The organism is Acinetobacter sp. YH12076 (assembly GCF_013419525.1).
Taxonomy (GTDB): Bacteria; Pseudomonadota; Gammaproteobacteria; order Pseudomonadales; family Moraxellaceae; genus Acinetobacter; species Acinetobacter amyesii.
In genome coordinates this window covers 79,991-103,206 of sequence record NZ_VOZY01000002.1, presented here as the reverse complement: position 1 = coordinate 103,206, position 23,216 = coordinate 79,991, and the positions used below count along the sequence as shown (strand labels likewise).

Genomic DNA, 23,216 nt, shown 5'->3' with positions numbered 1-23,216 from the left:
GAATTTTACAAATTTTGAATTAAACCAACCACGTGCTGTGTCGCATTGGGTTGTGCCTGTTGTCGAGCCTTAACCGCCATTTCCATAAGTCGTTGGCGATTCATCAGCGGCTTCAACAACGCTGTTAAACTTTCTGCGGTCATGTCCGCTTGTGGGCAAATTTTTGCAGCATTGATATTGGCCAAGAACCCTGCATTTGCAGTTTGATGGTCATCCACTGCACTTGGCAGAGGAACAAAGACGGCTGCTACACCCGCTGTCGCAATTTCAGTGACGGTTAGTGCACCAGCACGGCAGATAATCAAATCCGCTGCAGAATAGGCTGCTGCCATATCCTCAATAAACGGCTGAACTTCAACTTTTATATGTTCAGGTGCGTTTGCATAACGAGCCAATGTGCTTTCAGCATTATTTTGACCACACTGATGATATACACTCAGGGGCTGTTCTAATTGTTGCAAAGCAGCCGGCACACATTCATTTAAGGCACGTGCCCCCAGTGAGCCCCCTACAATTAAAACCCGTAATGGCAACCCAGCTTTTTCACGCTCTTGGTAACGCCATGACGGATTTAAAATTTCTGTAATTTCCTTACGTACAGGATTACCTGTGGTTACGATTTTATCTTGTGCAGGAAAGGTATTTGGAAATGCCTGACAGACAATTTTAGCCACACGTGACAACTGCGTATTGGTAAAACCTGCTACAGCATTTTGTTCATGGATAATGACTGGTATGCCCAATGCACGAGCTGCCAAGCCACCTGGCCCAGCCACGTAACCCCCAAAGCCTGCAACAGCATCGACTTTGAGTTGTTTCATATAACGCATGGCACTCAAAGTGGCTTTGAGAATTTTAAACGGTGCCATCAGCTTACGCACGACTCCATTGCCGCGTACGCCCTGGATATCGATTTGATAAATTGGAATATTATGATTTTTAAGCAGGCGATTTTCCATGCCTGTTGGCGTTGCGAGCCAAGAAACTTCACAGCCTTGTTGTTGCAACTCTTTGGCAACAGCGAGCGCTGGAAAGACATGACCACCGGTTCCGGCAGCCATCATCATGACATGTTTCGGCTTTACTTGCGTTACTTCGGTCACTGTCTAATTCTTCAATTCTAAAAAGAGGCTAATGATATTCGATTTTAAGCAAACAATTGTAATCACAAACGCATGACCGTGAAAGGTAATTTACTTTTTTTCAACAGGCGTATGATTGTTTTTTTCTACTATTTTAAAAGTTTAAACTAGTTTTATTATTAATCTATGAGAATTGAAAAAAAATCAGACAATTTTTCACTTTAATTGCATTCACTTACATTTTTTTGCTTTTTAAGCTCCCCTCCCCTGAGGGCAGGACAAAAAAAGAGCCCGTGGAGGACTCTTTTAAATCTAGTGCAAAATTAAGCTTTTAAACCTGCCTCAAGGACATCAAATAAATCATCGGCAATCGAGGTACCAAATTGCGCATCAATTTCACGTACGCAGGTTGGACTGGTGACATTGATTTCAGTCACGTAATTACCAATCACATCCAAACCAACAAAGACTAAGCCTTTTTCACGAAGGAATGGCCCGACTTTGGCTGCAATGGCTTTATCATTTTCGGTCAATGGACGCGCCTCGCCCAAACCACCTGCCGCCAAGTTACCACGCACTTCACCATTTTGCGGAATACGCGCCAAACAATACGGCACTGGCTCTCCATTGATCATCAAAATGCGTTTGTCACCATCCACAATTTCGGGGATGTATCGCTGCGCCATAATCGGCTGTGTGCCGTTATTGGTCAGGATTTCAATGGTTGAACCAATGTTTACGCCATCTTGGTATAAACGAAAAATGCCCATACCACCCATGCCGTCTAATGGTTTCACGATCACATCACCATGTTCTTGTAAAAATTCACGAATCAGACTTTGCTGTGAAGTCACCAAGGTTGGTACTTGAAGTTCAGGGAATTGTGTCGCAAACAATTTTTCATTGCAGTCACGTAGGCTTTGTGGCTTGTTAATAATCCATGCACCTTCGCGTTCAGCCTGTTCCAAAATATAGGTGGTGTAGACAAAGTTCATGTCAAACGGCGGATCTTTACGCATCAAAACCACATCATAAGCAGCAATCGATTCTTTTTGTTTTTCGCCGAGTTCGTAATAGTGGTTGTAGTCTTCAAAAACTTTTAGCGGAGAAATCAAACCAAAGGCTTTGCCTTGATCGATATATAAATCTTGCTGTAATGCATAGCCTAGCTCATGTCCACGACGTGCTGCTGCCCATAGCATCGCCATTGAGGTATCTTTTTTTAGGTTTACATTTTCGATGGGATCCATCACAACAAGTACACGCATTATTCAGTGCTCTGTTCATTATCAATTTATGAACGAGTATAGCCGAGATTTTTCTTTTGTTTATTCTGATTTTGCATGTGTATGTATGGATTCGTGTGATGCAGACGATAATTCAAAACATTTCTATCATCTGCCTTATCTCTATAACGGAAATAAGCCGTGAAAGCATTATGGTGTTAGGCCTGCGTAAATAGATGCCAAACAATTGAGACAGATATTCATCACACCTACATCTCACTCATCACTATTTTTGGTGAAAAAACACGTGCTTTTTATTTTTTTTAGCTATTGTGTTAATTATTGTAAATAAAGAAATAGAATTAATTAATGATTAACATTGAGCAGATGGCTATCATTCTTGATGCTTTGCCAGACCCTGCTTTTGTCATATCGCGTAGTGGAAAATACGTTGCGGTTTTTGGTGGGCGCGATAATCGCTATTACCACGATGGTTCCGGTCTTGTTGGTACCTATATTTCAGATGTGATCAAGCCAGATAAAGCCAACTTGTTTATGCAACTGATCGACCAAGCTCTAGCGTCAGGAAATCTACTCATCGAAGAGTACGAATTGAGCAATAGGGATGTAAAAGGTCTGCCCGATTATGGTCCTGAAGAGTCCATTTGGTTTGAGGTGCGCATCCAAGCTCTCAGTTTTTCGGTAGATGAAGAAGACGTTGTACTTTGGGTCGCAAGTAATATTTCAGCGCGTCACAACCTGGAAATCAAGCTGAAAGAACTCAGCCATACAGATCAGTTAACCGGTCTTTTCAACCGAAGAAAATTAGAACATGACTTAGCATTACATTATGAATCATACCTACGGCATTCCATACAGACCTCGATCTTGATGTTCGATCTTGATAACCTCAAAAAGATCAACGACAGCAAAGGCCATCATGTTGGTGATGAGGCAATCCGAGCAGTCGCAGATATTCTTCGTTTAACGCTGCGTAAGACCGATTGCGCCTGCCGCTTAGGTGGAGATGAGTTTGTGGTCGCCTTGCCCAACACGGGCTGCGAGCAGGCCATCCAGTTTGCCAAACGGATTCATGAACATTCCAGAAAAGAATTAAGTCGGTTTTCAATAGATAACGCGCATGTCACCGTGAGCATAGGAGTGACAACCATCATGCCTGAAGATTGCACCTACGAAGATACAATTCAACGTGCTGATCTAGCGCTGTATAAAGCTAAACATGGCGGGAAAAATAGAATTGTCGCGGCCTAAGTGTGCGCCAGAAATAAACCAAATTTCACAGTCTATTTTGCAATTCGATATTCAAGCCGTTGTGATTGCTCAACATGAAATCTTTTCCCTTTTCAGCATCATTTTAATTTAGATAGGTGTTTAATATGCAGCAAGCCATTGTTGATTTTGCCTTGGATGATGAAAATCATTGGTATGCCATTTTAGCTTGTGGTCATACACAGCATGTCCGCCATGATCCTCCATGGCAAAACCGTCCTTGGGTTATCACTGAGCAAGGACGGAAAGAAAAGTTAGGGGTAATGTTGGAATGTAAGAAGTGTGATGAAGAGAGTTTCGTATAAGAGATTTTATGTTAAATATAGTCTCAGGCTAATAATTTAAGCTATCTTAGTAAGTTCAAAAAATTATCAAAACTATCACATACTTCTATCAATTCTAATTTAGGCTGTCCATGTTGATCCTTGATATATTGATCATGGTACATAAGAACTACTTTCGGATTATTAACGTCAGATCTGTAGTCAAATCCGATATAGTCACCACAACCATTTAGTCCAAAGACGACTATCTTATCATGGCCATATATATCCTGATCTTGACAGTTTTCAATATGATCACCTCCTACCCCTTGTCCAAAACAACAAAAGGCTATGCTAGATTCTCCAACTTCATTGTTAGAATCAGAATATTCAAAGCTATTCTCAATAAATTGCACCCCATTGTGGGAAGCAATCAGCTTTTTATAACTTAAAGGAAAATTAATTTTATTATCTTGCTCAAAAATTTCTATGACCTTTACGTCGATTGGTCCGAAGTCATACATAATATTTAAGTTCTGATAAGGCATATGATTGTTTTACCTGCTAGGAATAACGAAATTTCGTATAATCGCCATTATGTTAAATAAGAAAATTAGTAATTTATTTCTTATATTATTTATAGGCAGTATTATTAACCCACAATCCTAGCTTCGTAATAAAGCAAGTATAATCATCCTCAACGTCAAAGCTGTAAGTTTTTAATCGGAATGCCTCTGAGAGAACGTGAACACTTTCACCATTAACACATATTGGACTAGGTACATTATCATCACCTATACATTCGATAGGTCCTTCTAAGCCATATTTGATAAAAGTAAAATATTCAACATTTTCAATATCAAAACCTTTTTTATCCGCATTAAATATATTGCTAGGATGGTAACTTCCAGCCACATTTTCCATACTTGTTTTTCGTAATGGATTCACCATAAAAACAAGACCAATGATTTCTTGATCAGATGTTTCTATAGCTTGACCGTTCTTCAACTCATCCAAGCGCGTCCATCCAATATTCTTAACCCAGAATGTCTGATTAGACCTCAGCATATTACTGACCATTTTTCCTTTGCGAGAAAGTTGCAATAATTTGCTTTTATTTAATTTTGATAAATCTGTATTTGCTTTAATTTGGAAATAGGTTAGCTCCCAAATCTCACTATTCTCACAAGTAGATATTCTTATAACAGGTTTATAGCATAACTCTCCGTCACCATTTTTTGGCTTTGACAGTACTAAATCTCCGACTTTAATGTTCTGAATGGCGATTAAACCTTTGTCTGTATTTATACGTGTTCCAGCAGGAAAACCAGCCCCTGAATTAAGATATGAGTCCATAAGTCTCTCTTATATTTTTAATTTGATGATTAGTGAGCTTTCCTAAAATTAACATAATACGGATTATACGAAATCATCAATGTATAGCTTTAATTTCCTGTTGGAAAGCCATGAAACATCCATTGTATTCCCCATAAGATTACTAAGATAAGGATCACCCAAACCATAATCTTTAAATTATACATTCTGTAAGTTTTCCTAAAATTAACATAACACATGTTATAGGAAATTGAAAAATTGAGTATATAGTATTAATTTTTATGTATTTTTTTAATTTTGTATAACAGCCATTATGTTAAATGGGAAAATTGGTTAATAGATTTCTCATATTGTTTATAATCAACTATTAGCTTTAGTACAGTTAGGGTTGAGAACCCATAAACCATCATTAAAAATAAAGTAGGTATCACAATCTGCCAATTCAAAGTTATAAACTTTCTGCCTAAACGTTTCTTCTAAAACATAAACGTTTTGACCATTCATTTTTAATGGGCTAGGTGCATTCTGATCCGGAATTCCACATAATCCTGTTTTGTCATATTCAAACAAATCAAAATAATCAACATCTTTAATATCAAAACCTTTACGCTCAGCATCAAATACATTACGAACATGATAACCACCTGCAATATTGGGCATACTAGTTTTTCGTAATGGATTAACCATGAAAACTAGAGCGACTACATCAGGATTCATCGTTTCGATAATCTGACCCTTTTGTAATTCATCTGCACGTGTCCAACCACTATCTTTAACCCTGAATAGATAATTCGCTGTAACACTTACACCGCTTAACTTACCTTTATGAGAGAGCTGTAATAACTTACCTTTATGCAGCTTGGATATGTCAGTATTAGCTTTAATTTCAAAATAATGTAATTTCCACAATCCTTTATTTTCATAAGCCACCATTCTTAAAATAGGTTTGTAACATAGTTTCCCTTGTTCATTTTGGGGTTTACACAGTACTAAGTCTCCAATGTTAATATCCTGAATGGAGATTAAACCTTTATCCGTATTTATACGTGTTCCAGCAGGAAAACCAGCTTCTGAATTAAGATATGAGTCCATAAGTCTCTCTTATATTTTTAATTTGATGATTAGTGAGCTTTCCTAAAATTAACATAATACACGTTATACGAAATTCTTTAAATTTTCTATAAGCATCAATACTTTAACTAAAGCCGTTTCAGTAAATAGCGCACTGAGACGGCTTTTTATTGATTCTTCACGTTTAACGCCTACTTTTTAAGCAATATTTCACGTTTTTTATTATTTAGATGCAACAATCATCATTTAAAGACGTAAAAAAGGCAGCTTCAGCTGCCTTTTGAAATCCCGAAAAATTAGATGCCGTATTTAACACGGTACGCTTCCATTTTCGCCAAGGCTTCAGTTTCGCCTTTTGCATCTAAGAAAGTCATTAAATCTTTCATAGTGATTAAAGCATGTACAGGAATTTCTAACTCTTTTTGTACTTCTTGAATCGCAGACAAATCGCCCTGACCTTTTTCTTGACGGTCTAGCGCCACCAATACGCCCGCAATTTGTGCACCGGCATTTTTCAGAATAGTCACTACTTCACGAATCGCTGTACCCGCAGTGATCACATCATCAATAATCCAGACTTTTTTACCTTCAACAGACGCACCAACCAATACACCGCCTTCGCCATGGTCTTTCGCTTCTTTACGGTTAAAGCCCCAAGGTACGCTCACACCATGGTTCTGTGACAGTGCGACAGCCGTTGCTGCTACAAATGGAATACCTTTATAAGCTGGGCCAAAGACCACTTCCACATTATCGCATTGTGTTAATTTAGCTGCATAGCCAGAAGCCAATAATGATAAGGCTTCGCCATCGTTTAGTAGACCTGCATTAAAAAAATAAGGACTCACACGACCCGATTTTAAAGTAAACTCACCAAATTTAAGCACACCACGTGATAATGCGAGTTCGATAAAAGCTTGTGGATTAAATGCCGCTTGCGCTGTCATGAGGTGCTCCATTTTTTTAAGTTTGAGGTTAAACCTGAGCATGATACCAAAGAGTAGCTATCCAAGTGATCAAAAAATTTTACGTGTCGTTTCAATTAATGTGAATGGCCTGCGTTCCGCTGAAAAAAAAGGTATTTTTGACTGGATGGCAACTTCAGATGCCGATGTCATCTGCATGCAAGAAAGCCGCATTACCCATGAACAATGGACCGATAAATTTAAACCCGAAGGTTGGTTTACACACCTTTTCCCTGCAGAACGCCCAGGCTATGCCGGTACTGCGATTTATAGCCGCCTACCTTTTGTTTCAGTGACAGATGGTTTAGGTTTTGAATTGGCAGACACTCAAGGCCGCTTTATTTCTGCTGAGTTCGATTTAGGACTTGGACAAACTGCACATATTTGCTCGCTCTACCTGCCTTCTGGTTCATCGGGTGAAGAAGCTCAGGCGCGCAAAGACCTATTTTTAGGCAAATATCAACAAATTTTGAAGCAATGGCGTGCTGAAAATAAGTCAGTGATTGTTTGCGGTGACTACAACATCGTGCATAAACGTATTGATATTAAAAATTGGTCTGGGAACCAAAAGGCTTCAGGCTGCTTACCACATGAACGTGCATGGCTCGATCATATTTATGATGAGCTTGGCTATGTCGACACCTTCCGTGAGGTACGTAAAGAAGCCGAGCTTTACTCTTGGTGGTCTAACCGAGGACAAGCGCGTGCCAAAAATGTGGGTTGGCGTATCGACTACCATGCATGTTCACCAGACTGGAAAGAACGTACAGTCAATGCTTGGATATTTAAAGATGAATGGTTTAGCGACCACGCCCCTGTCATTATTGATTATAAAATTTAAGCTTCCAACAATTAATTGAGTGAACGATTGTTTACTCAATTAGAGCTTATTTCTCACATTACATGACGAATTTGTGGATTTATCTCATAACTTGAACATAGCATTATGGTCGCACGGCAAAGGGACATGTCAGGATGACATAAAAGGATTGGACGCCGAAGGAAGTATAAAAACAAACTAAATCATTTAGCTTGTTTTCAAGGATGTGACAATGGACGTTGGATTGAGACCCGCATGATCAGGATGATTAAATGCGGGTTTTCTCTTATCTAGTCCCCACATCTATAGACTCAAACATCCCCCAAATAAAACAGCTAAAAATTCGATCTGCACAGCATTTTCTTATTCTCGCTTTCTTTCTACTTTTGACTGTGCAACCTTAAGCTGAATTTTCTTGTTATTGCATCGCTTTCTTTTCTGAGCATCGTTTTGTTCTGTAGGCTATTCTAAAAGACCAAAATGTCGTTTTGATGACAATACCCAATATTTATTACATGCGACTTTTACAGCAAAACATTTATTTCTCAATCCACATCCAGATCGAGCTTTGAGCATTGATGAATTAGCCTGTAGGATAATGCTGAATTGTATTTTTATCTTATTGTTTGAATAATTGAGGACACCTGTTCATGCTTAAAATTTATGGCATCAAAAACTGTAATACCATGAAAAAAGCTTTCGACTTGCTCAACGAATTAGGCCTAAGCTACGAATTTCATGACTATAAAAAAGAAGCGATTGATGCTAAAACCGTAAAAAAATGGCTTAATGCCAAAGGCGCTGATGTGATTCTCAACAAAAAAGGCACAACATGGAAAAAACTCAGTGAAGAAGAGCAACAGACAGCCTTAGCCAGTGAAGAAAATTTGATTCAATGTTTAATAGCGCATAGCAGCATGATTAAACGTCCTGTACTCGATACAGGTAGCGATTTATTGGTTGGCTTTGATGAAAGCGCTTACCGTGCATTGAAATAAATTTTTTTATCACACTCATGCACGGCTCTAGTTCAATTGTGGCTGAAAATAGGCTATAAAAAAGCCTGACATTGTCAGGCTTTTTTTGTTTGAATCATGTCAAATTAGTTGGCACGAATCCATGTTTGATTACGACCTAAAGCAGCAACGCCAATAAAGCCGCGAAGCTCTAGCTTTTTGCCACCATCAGCCAATTGACCTTTTAACTTGTAAGTTTTACCTGATTGAGGATCCAAAATTGAACCGTCTTCATAGCTTGTACCACCTACATTTTTAAGACCTGTCACAATACGTAAGCCTTTTAATGATTTGTTGTGATATGGGCCTTCACATTTTTTACAAGCGTTCTCTTCACCTGGTGTCAAAACTGACTGAATGCTCGCAGAAAGCGTACCATTTTTTTGCTCAGTGAATTTTACAATCGCTTTTGGCTGCTTGGTTTTATCATCAATGGTTTTCCAAGTTGTACCATTTAGCGGATCTGCAGCATTTGCAAATGCGGCTAAACTCATCAATCCTAATGCTAGTGCAATTTTTTTCATTTTTGTTTATTTCCCTGGTCTGATATAGACGACATTAGTATCCAAAAGTCACAACAATTTATCAATTTTTGTATGTGACCGTTTAGTGTAACCTTGTAATTTGTGTTGGTAAATATGCTCACACGATTCCAAAAATAGAAAAAGATGGAAAGACAATGAAGATATCGCCACTGACGAAACAACTGATTACAGAAAGCATTTTAAAAACCACAATTCGTGGGCCGAGCCAATTCAATTTACCGCCCAATACTTTAAGGTTTGCTTTGGAACAAATGTGTCGTGCATTTCCCCAAAACCCGGATGTACAAATTCGTCCTATTCGCTTAGCCGGCTTAAAAGCCGAAGAAATCAAACCACAACAGGCATCGACCCAACTCATTTTTCATATTCATGGGGGCGCATTTTTCTTGGGTTCGATGAACACGCATCGGGCGTTTCTGACTCAAGTTGCGGCACGCACGCAAATGCAAGTGTTACATTTGGATTATCCTTTATCCCCAGAAGCACAGTTCCCTGAAGCACTCGATGCCCTTTTTGATGTGTATGCGGTGTTATTAGATCAAGGGGTTCAAGCCAAAGACATTATTTTGTCAGGCGACTCTTGTGGTGCAAACTTGGCGCTTGCCTTAGCCCTTAAAATTCAACAGGACCAACTTCCACAAGTCAGTGGTTTGGTGTTAATGTCACCGTTTTTAGACTTGACGCTGAGCAGTGAATCCCTACGCTATAACCGTAAGCATGATGCGCTGTTAAGCATAGAAGCCCTCGAAACAGGTATTGATTATTATGTACCCCGCTCGGTCGATCGAGCTGATCCATTGGTCTCGCCTTTTTTTGCAGAGCTCAAAGGACTACCTCCGATTCATATTCAAGTGGGTTCTAAAGAAATTTTATTGGATGATGCGCAGCGTTTTAAAGTCAAAGCAGAAGAAGCCGGCCTAGATGTCGAATTCAAGTTATACACTGGCATGTGGCATAACTTCCAAATGTTTAGCCCATGGTTTGAAGAAGGACAGCGTGCGCTGAGTGATTTAGCCGATTTTGCACACCGACTAGATCAGGACTAATCCCTGAAAACTAATTCCCTAAGAACAGATCAAAGTCACCACAAAAAAAGGTCAGCAGATGCTGACCTAAGAGGGAAATGTCAATCTATTAAATGGCTTGAATTTGAGCCTGAGCTGTTGCCATTGCTTGTGCTTTCATATCTGGTCCCATATTGACACCTTCGGCACGAATCACATCAATATCGCTGACACCTGTGAAATTAAACACGGCTTTTAATAAACCTTCTTGATAATCTACAGGGCTGTTATCGCCATACACACCGCCACGACTGCTGGCAATATAGACTTTTTTGTCACCTGCCAAACCCACTGGACCTTGTTCTGTATATTTAAAGGTACGACCTGCAACACTGATACGGTCAATCCATGCTTTCAAAGTTGATGGCAAACCGAAGTTATACATAGCAGCACCAACCACAACCACATCGGCATCTAAATACTGTTGTAACAGGTGCTCGCCTAAAGCCGATTGTTCTGCATTTTGACCCATCAAAATTTCACTGCTGAGATGTGGAATCTGCTGTACTGCTAAATCGAGATATTGAACCTGTGCAGCATCCCCATGTTTTTGCTGTAGCTGTTGTACAATTTCAGCGCTAAGTTGACGCGAAACTGAAGCGTCGCCCATGATGCTTGAATCAATATGCAAAATTTTCATGACTAAAACCTAAAGCTGTTGTTATTAACTTGAGCCTAGTGTAATCACTTTTCATAAATAGAATAATCCCGATCCTTATGACACTATGTTTTATTTTTAGAACAATCTTTTTAAACTCGTAAAAAAATTTAAAATTACTGAGCGGTTCTTGACCGTTATCAAGTGTAAATTTTCATGCTAATGTAAGCCTATAAAATGATATCTATATAAACTTTAAGAAAAAAACTGATAACTCGAACAGGGCAATGACACAGGATGACGGTGAAATCAAGCATACGTGACATGATCCTTCGCAATAGAATCGCCCAGTATTTACTGGAAGATGAAGTGGTCATGAATTGGAGCATCCTGAAAAAGTGTATGCTCATGCTGATGCTTGGCTCAGCCATTCATCTGCTTTGGATTATTTGGAAATTATATATTTCTTTTACACCTGAACTTTGGCAGTGGGTTAACCTTGATCTAATCCATTCTCAATTGTGGACCAACATCGTCTTTTTTGGCTTAATGGTGCTATTGATTTGGCCTTGCTATGCTGGAAAAGAAAACCCAAAAATTCAGCTTGTTTTACCTTATCTTTCGGTCGGCTTATTCGTCATTTCTTTATGTCGTGACGGCTACTTAATTGGTGTCATGAGCCCAGCCACCATGATCTCCTATGTGAGCCTGGTGACCGTTGGATTAGTGCTATTTACACGAAAAATCGTCTATAGCATGCTGATTCCAGCCACGATTTTTTTATCTATTTGCATGTACTTAAGTATTCGCGGCATTATTCCCTATGCCCCGATTTTTCAACCTCATGCCTATGGCTATCAAAATAGTTTTTGGCTCTTCTCAATGATCTTTTTCATTGTTCCTATTTTATTAACCTGTCTGGCTTTATTTGAAATCTTACTGAGCCAATGGCGTCACCGTGAGCATTTGATACAAAAACTCAGTCAAGTCGACCCACTGACCAATTTATTTAATCGACGCAGTATCAATCAGTGTTTGGAACAGCTCGATAGTGCTAAAACAGATACATATGCACTGGTCTTGTTGGACTTAGACCATTTCAAACGTATCAATGATGAATATGGACACGATAAAGGCGATGAAACCTTGATTCTCGTCAGCCAAGTATTAAACCAACATTTACGCGGTAGTGATGTAGTTGGGCGTTTTGGCGGGGAAGAGTTTATTTTGGTGTTAAAAAATTCTAACTTAGAACAAGCGATTTTCATTGCAGAGCGCTGTCGAAAAGCCATTGAACAGCTTGAAATTTGGGGGCATGACGGTCAGTCAATTCATGTGACAGCTAGTTTTGGCATTGCAATTTCTACGCCTGAATTAGTACCACAACAATTACTGACCCATGCAGATCAAGCGCTATATGCAGCTAAAGCTGGTGGTCGTAACATGGTCATGGCGTACACAGAACAACAAAGCTTTAGCCATTTGGTTTAAAACTTTTATCTAGGTCAGACGTGGCGTTGAGCTTTTAACGTGGATACTGTTCCATACGACGGACTGGCTGTTCCAGTTGAGCAGCCGTGATCCATTCCACCACAGAAGGATGCTGCAAAATCTTTTGCATATAACGCTGTGTGTTGTCACTCACAGGTAGCTGGAAGGTCTGTAAACGTGTCACCACGGGTGCAAAAAATGCATCGGCAATACTAAATTCACCGCATAGAAAGCCATCCACCGCAGCACGACTCGACCAAATCTGCTCGATTCGCGCTACTTCAGCACGTAATTCGGCATGTTCAAACCATAATCTCTGACCATGACGACCATAATCCGCCTGCAGATTCATACTACATAAGCTACGCAATTGCATAAAACTACTGTGCATTTCCGCGCAAATACTACGTGCCCATGCGCGTTGCGCGGGATCTTTAGGCCACAGTGGAAGATCTTGAAACTGCTCTGCCAAATATTCACAAATTGCCAATGAGTCCCAAATCATCACACCGTCATGTTGCAGTAGGGGCACTTTACCATTGGCATGTAGGGCTAACATTTGCTGCTTGAATGCTCCGCCATCTGCTTCTTCAGAAAAAGGAATCAAGATCTCTTGAAAGGGTAAATTAAACGCGTGTAACACCAACCACGGTCGCATAGACCACGTCGAATAGTTTTTATTGGCAATATATAATTGCATCATTGTTATTCTCCACGCGATTTAAATTTTTCCAATTGCGCTAGCAATTCTTCCTCACTAAAAGCACCTGTCAAACGCAGTCCACGTATCTCTTGATGTGCTGTATCTAAAAATAAATAGGTCGGTGGCCCTAAAATATCCCATTGATTGAGCAGTACTTGATGGGTTGCATCATACTGACTCAAATCTAACTTAATTAAGTAATACGGTGCTAAAGCCTGTTGTACCGCAGCCGATTTTAAAACTTTATGTTCAATCGGCTGACAGGCCACACACCAATCGGCATAGACATCAATAATCGCGGATTGACCTTGGGGAATTTCACTTAATAAACGTTGAAACTCTTCAGCTGTATGTGCCACATGCCAAGCACTTTGTTTTTGATTTTCTTCGACTAAAAAACGTTGGCTGTGTTGATATTGACTGTACAGAATATAAGGTACGGCTGCACAGAACACCAAGATATATAACCATTTGAGCTGAGTACTGCGCCATAAAATGCGCCAAAGCACATAAGCGCTAAACACCAGCCCCAGAGCAAGGGATAACCACTGTAACCAAGCTTCACTGATCAATGGTCGAATAAAATACAAAGCCAATGCCAACATGATGAAAGCAAAGAGCACCTTGATTTGATTCATCCACATACCCGCTTTAGGCAATACCCGTGAGCCAAGGACACTGGCCAACAATAGCGGGGTCCCCATGCCAAAGCCGAGGGTGAATAACAATAATGCACCTTGCCACTGACTTTGGGTTTGGGAAATGAATAATAATGCACCTGCCAACGGTGCTGTCATACAAGGACCGACTAGCAATGCTGAAATCATCCCCATGACTCCAGCGCCAACGAGACTACCGCCCTTTTGCATCGCCTGCGCTTGGTCTAAGCGATTGACCCAACTGCGTGGCAATTTCAGTTCAAATAAACCAAATAAATTCAGGGCAAAAACTACAAAGAGCACGCTAAAGGCAATTAAAGTCGAGGGTTGTTGCAACCGACGTTGGAAATTCAAACCTGCAGACGATGCCACCAAGCCGAGAATGGCATACACCATCGCCATACTGGTGACAAAAGTCAGTGCAATCATCCATGCTTTTAAACCTCGGCTGTCGCGGACAATCAGTGAGGTTAAAATCGGCAGCATTGGCAATGAACAAGGGGTAAAAGCCAGCAAAAAACCCAGTCCAAAAAACAGCAAAAGTCCATAAAATATGGAGCTTTGCGCTAATTTTTCAGACCACATTTGGTCACTTGCTGTATAGCGATCAGAAGCCAGTGCAGCATTCTCTGCCCGCTGCTGATCTAAACGATTCGCCGTAGGCTGTTCGGCATTATTTTCTGCTGCAAAGTCGAGTAAGCGTTTACTTGGAGTGGCTAGATTTTGCTGTGTGACCAAGCCAGAAGCATCCGTTTCAAAGCTGATGCTCTGTGGTGGATAACACACCCGATCCTTGGCACAGCCTTGCCAACTGACTTGATAGGTCTGCAGTTTTTGAGTCGGAATTTTAAAACTCAACTGTTGGTAATACACCTGCGTATGACCATAGTTATCATCTTTTAAATCCTCAGCAGCAGGCAAATCCAAAGCTAAAACTTGATTGCCCTGCTTCACCTCTATTTTGTGCTGATACAGATAATAATGCGCTGGAATATCCCAACTCAGCTCCGCCTGATCTGTACGATCAGAGACGACCGAGAAAGGAAAAGCATCTTCAGCTGAAAGTAATGCATCCTGAGCAGAGACGCCCATACTGAACGACAGCACAGCCGCTGCCGCAACATAAGTCCATTGTTTCATTCAGCTGAATTCATCCTCAGTCTGTATTTATACGTTTTAAAATTTAGGATTCTTTTAGAACAGGTAAGATACACCTAAACCTGACTGATAATTTTTATGACCGCCAGTGAGTTCTAGACCAACGCTCGCATCCAACTGCATACGATCCGAAACGGCATATGTCAGGCCTGAAGCCAAAGACACTTCCTGATCGGTACTCTCTGCTTTGCGATAAACCAGCTCAGAAAAACCCGATAAATTACCCGCTATTTGATATTCCAATCCAGGAATAGCACTCACAGCCCAATCACCATCTTGAACTTCATAACGCATGGTTATTGACGTACCAATCATATCGCTATAATCATAAGCCACGGCTGAAGTCAGACTATAAATGTCATCTTCAGCACTAAAGCCTTGATTGCCTGTTGCAATAATGGCTTCAGCAAGAATGGCCATCGATAATTTCTCATCATTCAAATCAATGGCTTTTTTCAGGCCAATGCTGACATCACCCAAACCATCTTCTTCAACTGAGCGACCCGCAACTTTGGTTTTAGACCATGCAGGACCTTGCCAACCCAATTGCAATTCCAAATCTTTTGCCAAACCCGTACGGAACAACATGTCTGCATTTAAAGTGGTGTTTTTTACTTTTTCACCATTGTCATCACGACTTTCACTATAGCTCGCTGCTGGCAAACTTTGTTCCCACGCCAAACGACCGACAGGGGTAATGCCTGTGCCCATACCCGCGCCCGGACGGTCAAATGAAAAATCCGCCGCAAATGCAGACAGGCTCAAACTGGATAATGTTGCAATGCTTAAAACTTTAAATACAGTCATGTTTTTACTCACAATTATGCTAATTCTTTGGTCATTTTTGCGCCATGGCTACGCAAAAGCTCCAAGGTTTGTTTTTCTTCTTCCAATGCTTCTGACCAATTTACCGCGTCAAAATCACAGTCAAAAAATAATTCACTAATCGACGATAAAATGGTTAAACCATCGCTATCAATCATATTTGGATTCACTTTTTCATCCAATAAGCGCTGTACCGCAGGGACACATGCTGCACTCGCGGCGTCCCATAATGGACCATAAATTTCTTCAGCATCCCATAAATGCACATTGGCTTTGGCTTGAATCAGCGCTTCCAAGATTTGCATATGTACGTCTAAATGTTGTGCTTTCTGTTCTGCTGTTAAGGGTTGACCTGCTTCATATGCTTCGCAAACCATTTCCCACCATTTAAACAAACCATCAGACCATACAGAAACCGCAGGTCCTTTTTCAAAGTCGATAAAATTTGGATTAAGACCATCTGCCAACAGGCGTTGCACCTGTGCAAGATCTTGTTCTTCTAACGCTTGCACAAAAAGCTGTTGTTGCGCTGTTAACATCTGGAAAGCTCACTTCAATTTATTTTGATCTATTATGCCGAATAAAGCTGCGTTTGTTTGAATTTCATGTAAAACAAAATACAAAACACACAAAAAAAGCCCCGCAGGGCTTTTTTAAATTTTGAGACTTATTCGTCGTCTACGCTGTCATCTGCTTCAGCAAAAGCAGGTTGTGTACTGCGTGGGTTCTCTTTCTTTTCGAACACATGTTCAAGACTACGTTTAAGTCGATCAATTGCACCGTGAATAGCTGTATCTACATTATGACCACGATGGTTGACCACGACAGGCTTCAAACCAGCAGGACGCGCTTCAATCATACATTTAATGTCGTCGCTACCACCCTTGTCCCCATTTTCATCACTTAAATGCACCGAAAAGTGAGTAATGCGTTCACTATGGCGCTGAAATTCTTCATTAAGTTCTGCACGAACGTATGTAATTAGTCGATCACTGTTTATAATGTTTTTATCTGTACGGATTTCAATGTTCATAATATCATCCTCATATCTATCTGTAATATCTATAAATATTTGTGCAAAACTTATTATCTTGGCACGTTACATTTGCTGTAAATGTTACAGCAATGACCATCTTCAACTTTGTATGGAACGTCGTCCTCCACATTGAATGATGAACACTTTAGAGTCTGCAGATCCGTGTCCTTATACTTCGAATATCGGTCTTAAGTTAGAATTTTGCAAGTGCTATTTTGATATTTTTTTAATATCCATACAAAAAGTAAGACTTTATTGTAGATTTGCATTATTTTAATTGATTTGGGTCATATTTTTGTGCATTTCCTCGACGCCCACCTTCTATTTGTACAATTCCATTCCAACTCAAAATCTCGCTTTTACCGTCATCGATCATTCACGGCATATTTCCCCTTCAAATTACAAAACAATTTTGCCGTTGAGTAAAATTTGGCTTTATTTTTGCTTAATAATCTGTATGCTTTCAGTGCTTCTCGGGGGAGATATTTTTTTAATGAAACTTACACAAATCGTTGCATCATGTGCATTAGCATCTGCTGCTGCTTTCACTCAAGCTTCACCTATCGTATGGCAAGATTTCAGCTTAACTGGCTTATATGGTGAAAACTATGAAGTTGGTACTGAAGACCGTACAACGATCACAGCCGAATATGCAGCTAAACTGAAATATTCAGATGTATTCTTCTTCGTTGACCAACAATTGGATGGTAACGATGATCAATCAACTTATGCAGAATTAGCGCCACGTTTAAGCTTAGGTGAAGTTTCTGGTAAAGACCTTTCTATGGGTCCAATCAAAGATGTTCTTATTGCAACGACTTGGGAACATAATGCCGGTTACGATCACCACAACTCTGAATTTAACAACTTCTTGTACGGTGTAGGTTTCTCTCTCGATATTCCATATACACAATATGCGAATGTGAACTTCTATAAAGCGGCTAACGACAAAACTAAAGATGATTATCAAATGACAATCACTTATGCAGTGCCGTTCAAATTAGGTTCAGAAGAGTTTTTAGCAGATGCCTTCCTAGACTGGTCTACTGCTGAAGCAGACCATGCAAGTGAATTAAACTGGACATCTCAGTACAAATGGAATGTGGGTAAACACATTTCACCAAAAACTAAATTATATGTTGGTATCGAACATTCAGTTTGGAACAACAAATTTGGTATTAAAGGCGTAGACCAAAACGATGTCAGTGCTTTGGTGAAATACCACTTCTAAGTTCGACTCAGAACGCGATGAAGAAAAAGCAAGGTTCATCACCTTGCTTTTTTTATGCCTAAGTTTTTAAATTGACTTTATTTTTATCAGAAATTTGCGCATGTCTTTTCTCATTCGACCTGCAATTCCACAAGACTTAGCGGCCATTCTCGCAATCTATAATCATGAAGTTCTCAACGGCTTTGCGACATGGAATGATCAAGCCTACAGCCTCGACTCTTTTCAACAGAAATTGCTGGAATTCCAAAAGCAAAATTTTCCATTTGTGGTGATTGAAGATCAGGATCAACAGCAAATCGCAGGTTATGCTGACTATGGTTCTTTCCGTCATTTTGCTGGCTATCGACATACTGTGGAGCATTCTGTCTATATTGACCCAAACTATGCTCGACTGGGTCTCGGTCAGCAATTATTAGAGCACCTAATTCAGCATGCCAAAAGCCAAAATATGCATGTCATGATCGCTGGCATTGATCACGGCAATAGCGCCTCGATTGCCCTGCACAAAAAATTAGGCTTTAAGCAAACAGGTTATATGCCTGAAGTGGGACAAAAGTTTGGTGAATGGCGTGATCTCGTCCTGATGCAACTTCAGTTATAGCCCGTGTTGAGCTGTGTTTATGGTAATTTATCCAAACGAATACCATCTTGTATCACACTCAGCACCGATAGGTTATGACGCACCGCATCACGATAAAGATCTTGTAACTGTAAAAAAAGCAGTTTTAATTCGGCCAATTTAAGCTCTTGCTCAGGTGCGGTTTCAGCAATCGTGACCAAATAACGTTTTTTGATTTCATCCACGCTTAACTGCTGTAATGCCTGATGGATTTCTGCAACGCGAACTACGGTATTGTAATGCACTGCAAGGCTCAGTCCCGGTCGTCGCTCTGACAAAGGATGTTCTGCCTGAATGGCATAACTCAGTGCCGCAGATGAATCACTGTTCACGCTTAATAATGGATTCAACTCTTGCCATGCTTCCCCTAAAAATAAGGAGTGTTGTACAAAGGGTGAATCCAAGACATCTTGAGGGGTTTCTGCTTCTAAAATCAGTGTTTCCAAATCATTTGGTGGGATCAAATATAATATCGCGTCCATATTCTTATCTTCTTGTTATGTATTTAGTTAAGATTAACTTTTACCTTACAAAAAAAATGCATTTTTTTGTATCCACTTTAGCTTGATTTTTACAAAAATATTGATTAAACGTTATTTTTCCAATGAAAAGTGCAATTCAAAAATTTAAGGTTTAAGTAAATATAGAGATTCATTTTTTATAAACCTTAGATCAGATCTCATACACTTTGCTTTTAAAAGTCCAAGTAATTTTGCTGTGGTTGATCTGATTAGTAATAGACTCAATAGTTATATTTTTCAGTTTAAAAACTTAACTATTACATATAAAATTAATTAACTTATAAGAACTTAACCTTTAAAGAAAATTAAATGGAAAAAGAAGACTTTAACGCAAAATATAAATTTTTAGCCGAAATAGCTCAAAATGAATATAATTTTGAACTAAATCGTTCTTCGAAATTCGATGAAAAAATTGGACGACAAATTACCTTGTTGAGCGTAATTATAGTAGCTTTTACAACGATGATTGTTTCAGCTTTTTTTTCATCTATATTAACCAAAGCTCCGGTTTTTATAAGTCCCTTAATTCTAATTAATATTTTTTTATTAGGTTGCTTTTTATCGAGTGCATGGTATCAACTCTATTTAGCAAGTAATTTACATAACTCTTCAAAATTCCCGATTAGTGAAACTTCCCTAAAAAATAAAGTTCTAGAAAAAACTGATATTCCTGCAGCAACCTATTGGCATATATATTTAACATACGTTAATTGTATTACGGAAAATAAAGAAGCTTTAGGAGAACGTTTACTTCTTATCAATAAATCACAAAAACTTATTAAAGCTGCGGCAATTTCCTTTATATTTCTTTTGAATTTAATTTTCTTCGTCCAATTATTTATTTTTTTAACTAGAGGTGCTTAATATGACCAATGATGGCGAACAAAAAAATATTAAACAAGCAAGCTATAATAAAAAGACAAAGACCGACGTACGACGAAGAAGAATTACACGATCCAAACCAGGTCAATATTTAGGCTTTCAGCTTAATCTACCAGATAATAATTTTGAATTTTCGCCAGACCCTGAAGATAAAGGATCAAAACCAATTAAAGATTTTGAGCCTAAAAAATAGTTTTTAAACAAAGTGGCGATCTAAATCGCCACCAATTCCCGAATGCCTTTTTCAGGCATTTCACTACCGACACCTTGTGCAATCACTTGCCCCCGCGCCATCACGGTATATTCATCTGCCAGTTCTTCTGCAAAATCGTAAAACTGCTCAACCAAAACAATCGCCATTTCTCCGCCATCAGCTAACTGACGAATCACACGGCCAATATCTTTAATAATCGAGGGCTGAATGCCTTCGGTCGGTTCATCTAAAATCAATACCCGCGGTTCGGAAGCGAGCGCACGGGCAATCGCCAATTGTTGCTGCTGACCACCAGATAAATCTCCACCTCGACGATGTTTCATTTCATCCAATACGGGGAAAATCTCATAGAGATGTTCTGGCACTTTTCGGGTCTTAGCGCCTTTAAATTTTGCCATCCCAATCAAAATATTTTCTTCAACGGTCAAGGTTGAAAAAATGTCTCGTCCTTGCGGTACATAAGCCAATCCTTCGCGTACACGTTGCTCTGGACTCAGTTTAGAAATATCTTTGCCATCCAGTAAGATCTGCCCTGACTTGATCGGTAACATACCCATTAAGCATTTTAAGAGGGTGGTTTTACCCACACCATTTCGCCCGAGCACCACCGAACATGTGCCCACAGGAGCGGCAAATGTCACATCTCTTAAAATATGACTGCCGCCATAAAACTGATTGACGTCTTTGACTTTTAACATGGTCTGCTCCTTAACGTCCAAGATATTTTTCAATGACATCTTCATTGGCTTGGACTTCGGCCAATGTACCCTCGGCCAAAATCGCACCTTGCGCCAATACGGTGACTTTTTCACTGATGGTGTCAATAAAGCTCATGTCATGTTCAACCACAACAAGGGTATGGTTCTTTTTCAACTCTAAACACAGCTCTGCGGTACGCTCTGTTTCAGCATCGGTCATCCCTGCTACGGGTTCATCCAGCAAAATCAACTTTGGACGCTGCATCAGTAGCATGCCTATTTCTAACCACTGCTTTTGACCATGTGACAACAGCCCTGCCGGTTTATGGATTAATTCTTCTAAGCGGATTTGTGCTAAAGATTCGTCCAAGGCATTTTGCGCATCTGGATCAAGCTTGCTGAAAAAACTCTTTTTCACCCGTTTATCTTTCGGTGCTGCCAATAACAGGTTTTCCATCACGGTAAAATTTTCAAATACAGTAGGCTTTTGAAACTTACGACCAATTCCAGCTTCTGCAATTTGCTCCGTGCTCATTTTTGCCAAATCATAGGTTTGCCCAAAAAAAGCCGAACCTTCTGTTGGGCGAGTTTTCCCTGTAATCACATCCATCAGCGTGGTTTTGCCTGCACCATTGGGACCAATGATGCAACGCAGCTCACCTTCTTTGATATATAACGACAAATCATTTAATGCGCGGAAAGAATCAAACCAAACGCTGACTTTTTCCAAATACAGGGCAATCCCGTGACTGAAGTCCGCACCCTGCTCTTTCGGTCGTCCATAACCTTCAACAGCGTGACCGCCATGCGGTTGAACCCATTGATCATTCATTCGCTGCGCTCCTTTTTAAACCGCTCTAATAACCCAATCACACCTTTTGGCAGGAATATCGTTACCACAATAAACAGTGCACCTAAAATCAATAGCCATGCCTCTGGATAAGCCACCGTGAAATAGGTCTTCACCCCATTGATTAAACCTGCTCCCAAAATCGGGCCAATCAGCGTACCGCGCCCCCCTGCAGCCACCCACACTGCCATTTCAATCGAATTGACAGGGTTCATTTCACTCGGGTTAATAATGCCGACTTGAGGGACATACAGAGCACCAGCAATCCCTGCGATCACTGCTGACAACACCCATGCAGAGAGCTTGTACCATAAGGTGCGGTAACCTAAATATTGCAAACGGTTTTCACTGTCACGAATTGCACCAAGTACGCGACCATAGGGTTTATTCATCAGGTGACGTAAACCGACAAAACAGATAAGCAAAGTCAGTGCCGTGAGGAAACACAAGGTTGCACGCATTGGTGCAGAGGTAATATCTAGACCTAAGATGGTTTTAAAACCGGTAAAGCCGTTGTTACCGCCAAAGCCGGTTTCATTGCGGAAAAATAGTAGCGCAGCGGCAAAAGTCATGGCTTGGGTAATAATTGAAAAATACACGCCTTTAATTTTTGAGCGGAAGGCAAAGAAGCCAAAAATGAAGGCAATCAATCCCGGAACTAAAACCACCAAAGCCAATGCCCACACGATATGTTCAGTACCCATCCAGTACCACGGTAGCTCAGTCCAACTCAAAAAGCGCATAAAGTCGGGTAAGCCATCGCCTGCCGCCTCACGCATGAGATACATACCGAAGGCATAGCCGCCCAAGGCAAAGTACAGACCATGTCCCAAACTTAAAATGCCGGCATAGCCCCAAACCAAATCTAAGGCCAATGCCACCAAGGCGAGACACATAATCTTGCCAATGAGCGTGACCCAATACGCTGATAAATGCAGTGCTGAATCGGCTGGCAATACATGTAACCAAGGCAAAATCAGCAAAATGGCAAAGCACACGGCAATCGCCATACCGCTATAGGGTTTATCCGATAATAACGAAGTGATTTTCATGC

27 protein-coding genes are annotated in these 23,216 nt (G+C 40.2%); 10 read left to right on the top strand and 17 right to left on the bottom strand.

The window, feature by feature from the left end:
• Window positions 1-5: 5 nt before the first annotated feature.
• Both murG and gshB read right to left on the bottom strand, forming a co-directional pair.
• Window positions 6-1,103, bottom strand: a complete 1,098-nt coding sequence (murG, locus tag FTU22_RS02015; protein WP_180092716.1) for an undecaprenyldiphospho-muramoylpentapeptide beta-N-acetylglucosaminyltransferase — start codon at window positions 1,101-1,103, stop codon at window positions 6-8.
• Window positions 1,104-1,405: 302 nt separating this feature from the next.
• The gene (gshB, locus tag FTU22_RS02010) at window positions 1,406-2,350 is read right to left on the bottom strand and encodes a glutathione synthase (RefSeq protein WP_078190578.1); all 945 of its coding nucleotides are present in this window, start codon (window positions 2,348-2,350) and stop codon (window positions 1,406-1,408) included.
• Window positions 2,351-2,677: 327 nt separating this feature from the next.
• Here gshB and FTU22_RS02005 point away from each other — a divergent pair, with 327 nt between their 5' ends.
• Both FTU22_RS02005 and FTU22_RS02000 read left to right on the top strand, forming a co-directional pair.
• Window positions 2,678-3,580, top strand: a complete 903-nt coding sequence (locus FTU22_RS02005; RefSeq protein ID WP_180024623.1) for a sensor domain-containing diguanylate cyclase — start codon at window positions 2,678-2,680, stop codon at window positions 3,578-3,580.
• 125 nt (window positions 3,581-3,705) lie between these two features.
• A complete protein-coding gene (locus tag FTU22_RS02000) occupies window positions 3,706-3,903 on the top strand; it encodes a DUF3565 domain-containing protein (RefSeq protein ID WP_180024624.1) in 198 nt (65 codons plus the stop codon).
• A gap of 41 nt (window positions 3,904-3,944) precedes the next feature.
• Here FTU22_RS02000 and FTU22_RS01995 read toward each other — a convergent pair whose 3' ends face one another.
• From FTU22_RS01995 to pyrE, 4 genes are all read right to left on the bottom strand, one after another.
• Complete coding sequence (locus FTU22_RS01995; RefSeq protein ID WP_076753373.1) at window positions 3,945-4,409, bottom strand: SMI1/KNR4 family protein; 465 nt, start codon at window positions 4,407-4,409, stop codon at window positions 3,945-3,947.
• Window positions 4,410-4,494: 85 nt separating this feature from the next.
• Window positions 4,495-5,217, bottom strand: coding sequence for a hypothetical protein (locus FTU22_RS01990; protein ID WP_180084441.1), 723 nt, complete (start codon window positions 5,215-5,217; stop codon window positions 4,495-4,497).
• Between the two features lie 339 nt (window positions 5,218-5,556).
• Entirely contained in the window at window positions 5,557-6,288 is a 732-nt protein-coding gene (locus tag FTU22_RS01985) for a Hint domain-containing protein (protein ID WP_180092715.1), read from the bottom strand.
• Window positions 6,289-6,563: 275 nt separating this feature from the next.
• On the bottom strand, window positions 6,564-7,214 hold the full coding sequence (pyrE, locus tag FTU22_RS01980) for an orotate phosphoribosyltransferase (RefSeq protein WP_180041430.1): 651 nt from the start codon (window positions 7,212-7,214) through the stop codon (window positions 6,564-6,566).
• 40 nt (window positions 7,215-7,254) lie between these two features.
• On the opposite strand from pyrE, the gene FTU22_RS01975 reads away from it, so the two are divergent.
• Together FTU22_RS01975 and FTU22_RS01970 are read left to right on the top strand one after the other, a co-directional pair.
• Window positions 7,255-8,073: an exodeoxyribonuclease III gene (locus FTU22_RS01975; RefSeq protein WP_180092713.1), complete on the top strand. Its 819-nt coding sequence runs from the start codon at window positions 7,255-7,257 to the stop codon at window positions 8,071-8,073.
• A gap of 629 nt (window positions 8,074-8,702) precedes the next feature.
• Window positions 8,703-9,050 carry a Spx/MgsR family RNA polymerase-binding regulatory protein gene (locus tag FTU22_RS01970; protein ID WP_180092711.1) on the top strand — a complete coding sequence of 116 codons (348 nt, stop codon included), beginning with the start codon at window positions 8,703-8,705 and terminating at the stop codon, window positions 9,048-9,050.
• A gap of 104 nt (window positions 9,051-9,154) precedes the next feature.
• Here the strand turns inward: FTU22_RS01970 and FTU22_RS01965 are convergent, their stop codons facing one another.
• Entirely contained in the window at window positions 9,155-9,592 is a 438-nt protein-coding gene (locus FTU22_RS01965) for a DUF2147 domain-containing protein (protein WP_078193227.1), read from the bottom strand.
• A gap of 155 nt (window positions 9,593-9,747) precedes the next feature.
• On the opposite strand from FTU22_RS01965, the gene FTU22_RS01960 reads away from it, so the two are divergent.
• The gene (locus FTU22_RS01960; protein ID WP_078193228.1) at window positions 9,748-10,659 is read left to right on the top strand and encodes an alpha/beta hydrolase; all 912 of its coding nucleotides are present in this window, start codon (window positions 9,748-9,750) and stop codon (window positions 10,657-10,659) included.
• Between the two features lie 88 nt (window positions 10,660-10,747).
• Here the strand turns inward: FTU22_RS01960 and FTU22_RS01955 are convergent, their stop codons facing one another.
• A complete protein-coding gene (locus FTU22_RS01955) occupies window positions 10,748-11,317 on the bottom strand; it encodes an FMN-dependent NADH-azoreductase (protein WP_180092709.1) in 570 nt (189 codons plus the stop codon).
• A 282-nt stretch (window positions 11,318-11,599) separates the two neighbouring features.
• Between FTU22_RS01955 and FTU22_RS01950 the strand changes: the two genes are divergently transcribed.
• The gene (locus FTU22_RS01950; RefSeq protein WP_373886233.1) at window positions 11,600-12,766 is read left to right on the top strand and encodes a GGDEF domain-containing protein; all 1,167 of its coding nucleotides are present in this window, start codon (window positions 11,600-11,602) and stop codon (window positions 12,764-12,766) included.
• A gap of 34 nt (window positions 12,767-12,800) precedes the next feature.
• Here FTU22_RS01950 and FTU22_RS01945 read toward each other — a convergent pair whose 3' ends face one another.
• The 5 genes from FTU22_RS01945 to FTU22_RS01925 all read right to left on the bottom strand — a co-directional run bounded on the left by FTU22_RS01945 (window position 12,801) and on the right by FTU22_RS01925 (window position 17,144).
• Window positions 12,801-13,469, bottom strand: coding sequence for a glutathione S-transferase family protein (locus FTU22_RS01945; RefSeq protein WP_180092705.1), 669 nt, complete (start codon window positions 13,467-13,469; stop codon window positions 12,801-12,803).
• Window positions 13,470-13,471: 2 nt separating this feature from the next.
• The gene (gene dsbD, locus FTU22_RS01940) at window positions 13,472-15,268 is read right to left on the bottom strand and encodes a protein-disulfide reductase DsbD (protein ID WP_180092702.1); all 1,797 of its coding nucleotides are present in this window, start codon (window positions 15,266-15,268) and stop codon (window positions 13,472-13,474) included.
• 54 nt (window positions 15,269-15,322) lie between these two features.
• Window positions 15,323-16,093: a transporter gene (locus FTU22_RS01935; protein ID WP_180092699.1), complete on the bottom strand. Its 771-nt coding sequence runs from the start codon at window positions 16,091-16,093 to the stop codon at window positions 15,323-15,325.
• A 14-nt stretch (window positions 16,094-16,107) separates the two neighbouring features.
• A complete protein-coding gene (locus FTU22_RS01930) occupies window positions 16,108-16,650 on the bottom strand; it encodes an ankyrin repeat domain-containing protein (protein ID WP_078193233.1) in 543 nt (180 codons plus the stop codon).
• A gap of 128 nt (window positions 16,651-16,778) precedes the next feature.
• Window positions 16,779-17,144, bottom strand: a complete 366-nt coding sequence (locus FTU22_RS01925) for an HPF/RaiA family ribosome-associated protein (RefSeq protein WP_078190593.1) — start codon at window positions 17,142-17,144, stop codon at window positions 16,779-16,781.
• Window positions 17,145-17,640: 496 nt separating this feature from the next.
• On the opposite strand from FTU22_RS01925, the gene FTU22_RS01920 reads away from it, so the two are divergent.
• Together FTU22_RS01920 and FTU22_RS01915 are read left to right on the top strand one after the other, a co-directional pair.
• Window positions 17,641-18,378, top strand: coding sequence for an outer membrane protein OmpK (locus FTU22_RS01920; RefSeq protein ID WP_078190594.1), 738 nt, complete (start codon window positions 17,641-17,643; stop codon window positions 18,376-18,378).
• 100 nt (window positions 18,379-18,478) lie between these two features.
• Complete coding sequence (locus tag FTU22_RS01915) at window positions 18,479-18,979, top strand: GNAT family N-acetyltransferase (protein WP_111885126.1); 501 nt, start codon at window positions 18,479-18,481, stop codon at window positions 18,977-18,979.
• Window positions 18,980-18,996: 17 nt separating this feature from the next.
• Here FTU22_RS01915 and FTU22_RS01910 read toward each other — a convergent pair whose 3' ends face one another.
• Entirely contained in the window at window positions 18,997-19,479 is a 483-nt protein-coding gene (locus FTU22_RS01910) for a DUF1877 family protein (protein ID WP_180092696.1), read from the bottom strand.
• A gap of 348 nt (window positions 19,480-19,827) precedes the next feature.
• Here FTU22_RS01910 and FTU22_RS01905 point away from each other — a divergent pair, with 348 nt between their 5' ends.
• Together FTU22_RS01905 and FTU22_RS01900 are read left to right on the top strand one after the other, a co-directional pair.
• Window positions 19,828-20,382 (top strand): hypothetical protein, encoded by a 555-nt coding sequence (locus tag FTU22_RS01905; RefSeq protein WP_257225864.1) that lies wholly within the window; start codon window positions 19,828-19,830, stop codon window positions 20,380-20,382.
• A gap of 1 nt (window position 20,383) precedes the next feature.
• Window positions 20,384-20,593 carry a hypothetical protein gene (locus tag FTU22_RS01900; RefSeq protein ID WP_180092694.1) on the top strand — a complete coding sequence of 70 codons (210 nt, stop codon included), beginning with the start codon at window positions 20,384-20,386 and terminating at the stop codon, window positions 20,591-20,593.
• A 20-nt stretch (window positions 20,594-20,613) separates the two neighbouring features.
• Here FTU22_RS01900 and urtE read toward each other — a convergent pair whose 3' ends face one another.
• The 3 genes from urtE to urtC are packed head-to-tail and all read right to left on the bottom strand — an operon-like array spanning window position 20,614 to window position 23,214.
• Entirely contained in the window at window positions 20,614-21,312 is a 699-nt protein-coding gene (gene urtE, locus FTU22_RS01895; protein WP_180092691.1) for an urea ABC transporter ATP-binding subunit UrtE, read from the bottom strand.
• 10 nt (window positions 21,313-21,322) lie between these two features.
• Window positions 21,323-22,144, bottom strand: a complete 822-nt coding sequence (urtD, locus tag FTU22_RS01890; protein ID WP_111885123.1) for an urea ABC transporter ATP-binding protein UrtD — start codon at window positions 22,142-22,144, stop codon at window positions 21,323-21,325.
• A complete protein-coding gene (gene urtC / locus FTU22_RS01885) occupies window positions 22,141-23,214 on the bottom strand; it encodes an urea ABC transporter permease subunit UrtC (RefSeq protein ID WP_180092688.1) in 1,074 nt (357 codons plus the stop codon). The genes urtD and urtC overlap by 4 nt, the downstream gene beginning before the upstream one ends.
• Between the last annotated feature and the right edge of the window lie 2 nt (window positions 23,215-23,216).